The 3,581-nt window shown below is 68.9% G+C and carries 4 protein-coding genes; 2 read left to right on the top strand and 2 right to left on the bottom strand.

Annotated features, from left to right (window positions below; all coding sequences use genetic code 11):
* Positions 1-395 (top strand): cation-translocating P-type ATPase C-terminal domain-containing protein (locus Q7W29_10960; protein ID MDO9172336.1); only part of this gene is annotated, 395 nt, incomplete at its 5' end.
* A gap of 5 nt (positions 396-400) precedes the next feature.
* Entirely contained in the window at positions 401-1,357 is a 957-nt protein-coding gene (locus tag Q7W29_10965; protein ID MDO9172337.1) for a magnesium transporter CorA family protein, read from the top strand.
* A gap of 47 nt (positions 1,358-1,404) precedes the next feature.
* Here the strand turns inward: Q7W29_10965 and Q7W29_10970 are convergent, their stop codons facing one another.
* Both Q7W29_10970 and Q7W29_10975 read right to left on the bottom strand, forming a co-directional pair.
* The gene (locus Q7W29_10970) at positions 1,405-1,692 is read right to left on the bottom strand and encodes a hypothetical protein (protein ID MDO9172338.1); all 288 of its coding nucleotides are present in this window, start codon (positions 1,690-1,692) and stop codon (positions 1,405-1,407) included.
* 287 nt (positions 1,693-1,979) lie between these two features.
* Positions 1,980-3,581, bottom strand: a 1,602-nt coding sequence (locus Q7W29_10975) for a hypothetical protein (protein ID MDO9172339.1), incomplete at its 5' end; no start/stop codon positions are given.

The following is a 3,581-nucleotide window of genomic DNA, read 5'->3' on the forward strand; positions in this document are numbered from 1 at the left end:
GGATGAGCGTCCTGGCGGCCTGCGTGGCGGTCTACCTGATCGCCAGAACCGGCCACACGCCGGACGCCGCCCGCACCCTCACCTTCACGACGCTCGTTTTGGCATTTCTCGTGATCATCCTCGTCAACCGCTCGTGGAACAGGTCGCTCATCACCATGCTCCGCGTCCCCAACACCGCGTTCCGCTGGGTGACCGGCGGTACGCTGGCGCTCCTGGCCGCGATCCTGTACCTCCCGTTCGCGCAACGGATGTTCCACTTCGCGCCGCTGCACCCGAAAGACCTGGCGCTCAGCGCCGGGGCGGGACTATTGTGCGTCTTCTGGTTCGAGGCGCTCAAGCTGTACAGGCGGCGGGATCACGTCGGCGATCCAGCTCAATCGTCCCGGGGGGAGTGAAGAAGATGCACACTCGCTACGCCATCGACCAGGCGCGGGGGATCCGCGAAACCGCCGATGAGGCCGCCCAGATCCACGTCTTCGTGGCGCCGGACGAGAACGAGAAGGCGCACATCCTGGAGCGGTACGACCTCGATCCCTACGACCTGGACTCGGCGCTCGACACCGAGGAAGTCGCGCGCCTCGAGACGGCCGGCACCAACACCTTCATCGTGTGGAAGGCGCCCAAGAACGCCCAGGGCCAGGACCCCAGCCAGCTCGGCGTGTACTCGGTCGGCATCGTGCTGACGGAAAACCAGGTGGCGTTCGTGATGAGCGACGGCGCCATGCAGTTCTCCGCCAGGGAGTTCCGCAACTCCCGCAACCCCGCGGACGTGCTGCTGGGAGCCCTGCTGCGCACCATCCACCACTACGTCGAGCACCTGCGGGTCATCAAGCAGATCAGCAGCGACCTGGAACGGAAGATCACCGTCTCGATGGAGAACCGCTACCTGCTCCAGATGTTCGCCCTCGGCGAGAGCCTCGTCTACTACAGCGACGCCATCGAGGGCAACGGCGCCGTCCTCACCAAACTCCGCAACGCGGCCACCAAGCTGGGCATGTCCGAACCGCACATCGAACTGCTGGACGACATCATCCTCGAGAACAGGCAGGCGTCGCGGCAGGCCCACATCTACAGCTCGGTCCTCAGCGGCCTCATGGACGCCCGGGGCACGATCGTCAACAACAACATGAACGTCCTGCTCAAGAACCTCACCCTGATCAACATCGTGTTCTTGCCCCTCAACCTGATCGCCAGCATCGGCGGCATGTCGGAGTGGAGCATGATGACCCGGAGGTTCGACTGGCGCCTCTCGTACGGGCTGTTCACCGCGGGCATCGTGCTCATCGGGTGGGTCACCTGGATCGTCATGACGCGGATGATCGCCAGGAACGACGCCAGGGCGAGTTCGCGGAAGTAGCCGGGCTTATCGGACGGCACGGCCGGACACGATATCAACGGCACAAGTCAGTCCAGGAATCCGATCAGAAGCGTGTGCGCGAGGGCCCACAGGGCCGCCGCGGCCGATCCCACCGCGATCACATACCGCCGCCAGTCCCGCATGTCGGCCGGCTCGCAGTCCGCGGTCTGCCCGCCGAGCCGCGCGATGTCGACGTGGCGCAGGGCCACCATGCCGACGGCCACGATCCAGAACAGGACATCGAGCGCGGAGAACCGGGCCGTATCGCCGATCTTGAAGGTCAGGGCGAGCAGCAGGGCCGGGCCGACCGCCAGCCAGGACAGGCGGACGATCACGCCGAGACAACCGGTGGGTTCCTGAACGGGAGCGGGGGTGGGGGTAGAAGACGGAATCCGGGATCCGGCCATGTCGCCTCCAGAGTCGCCCGCATCGCGGACGGCGACGGGCATCCCCGTCGCTTGCTCTGGATGGCGGCCCGACCATCCTCGATCCTGCAGCAGCCCGTCATGGGCCGCGGCACCCTTCGCACCGCGGGAGCGCGCTCCCCGCGGACGACGCCATCGTCGATGGCTGAAGCCAGACTACGACAACATTTCCGTTCATGCAACCGATGCCTCGCCGGTCACTCCAGCTGCATGGCGACCGAGGCCCCGGCGGGGGCCTGCACCAGCACCCCGTCCAGGGCCGCGGACTGGTCCCATCCCCAGAGATCGAAGTACCGGGAGTGCCCCTCCAGCCGGTAGTGGAAGGAGAAGCGGGCGCGGACCTCGTCCGAGAAGACGTCGTCGTGGGGCGGGTACCAGCTCGCGAGGCGGAACGGCTGGCGGCCCCGCGGCACCAGCCACAGGTCGATGACGCCGGCGTCGAGGGCGGCGAGCGTGGCCTCGGGGATCTGGCGGTGGGCGCGGCGCGAGTCCATGAGCGAGACGGCGTCGATCAGCAGCGGGTTGCCGGAAAACGTGAGCAGCGGCCTGAGGTTGGCCAGGTGGTAGTAGTTGCTGTCGCCGCTGTACCCCATGCCGATGGCCCGGTCGGGATGCTCGGCGAGGATCCCCCGGATGTCGGCGGAGATCGCCGTGGAGTTTTCCATCCGCGAGCCCGCCAGCCGCGCGCTGCGGTAGCCCGACACGGATCCCGCGACGACCGCGGCGATCATGAAGGCCGCGACCGCGCCCAGCCGCCAGGAGGCGCCGCGGTCCGGAAAGAGCAGGCCGCGCATGCCCTCGGCGGGCCACAGCCGGGCCGCGAAGACCAGGTTGATGGGGATCATCGGCAGCAGGTGCACCTGGCCGGCGCCGGGCTTCATCGCCAGCACGATCACCGCCAGGGTCCCCGCGGCCCACGCCGTCACGAGCTGGCGCCGCATCCAGGGGCGGTTCGCGGGCCGGCTCGCGGTCGACAGGAGCACGAGCACGGGGATCGCGAAGAACAGCGCCCGGGTGAACAGGAGCGGCAGGTAGTCCAGTTCCAGCCCGTGGCGGGTGCCGATGAGGATCCAGCTCAGGTAGTTGACGAGCGAGATGCCGTCGTGCAGGGCGAAGGGCGCCACGACGGCGACGGCGCCCAGGCCCAGGGCCGCCAGCGTGGCGCGGGACCCGTGGCGCTCGTCGAGCAGCGTCAGCACCGGCAGCAGGTACAGCACCGCGTGGACCTTGAGGTTCACCGCCAGGCCGAGCGCGAGGGCCGCGCCGACAACGGCCGGGACGCGCCAGGACGATCCGGCGGCGTACAGGCCCAGGCAGACCGCGGCCAGGATGTAGGGGTCGGGCCGCACGAGCAACGCCGCGGTGCCGGCGGTCCAGTAGAGCAGCAGCGCGACGGCCGTCATCCCGAAGGCGAGCGTGCCGGAGACCAGGCGGCGGATCGTCAGGTGCAGCAGGATCACCGAGACGTAGAGCGCCAGCAGGGAGCCCAGCTTGGCGGCGAAGATCGAGGGGTGCAGCAGGTCGAGCCAGAAGCCCGTCGCGAGGTAGACCATCGGGCCGTAGAGCACGCTGTACTGCGGGTCGGCGTCCGGGGCGTGGTAGAGCGGCCCGCCGGTCTGCACCCACCAGGAGACCGACGTCACCATCGCCTCGACGTCGCTGGCGTAACCGTCGTGGTTCAGGTACCAGAGGCTGGTCGACAGGAACGCGGCGAACACGATCGCCGCGACGCACACCAGGGCGGGCCGGATCCGCGACCAGGACGCGGCGTGATCGGCGGCGCTGCCGTCCGACCGGCG

Source organism: bacterium, from assembly GCA_030654305.1.
In the GTDB taxonomy this organism is placed as follows: Bacteria; Krumholzibacteriota; Krumholzibacteriia; order LZORAL124-64-63; family LZORAL124-64-63; genus PNOJ01.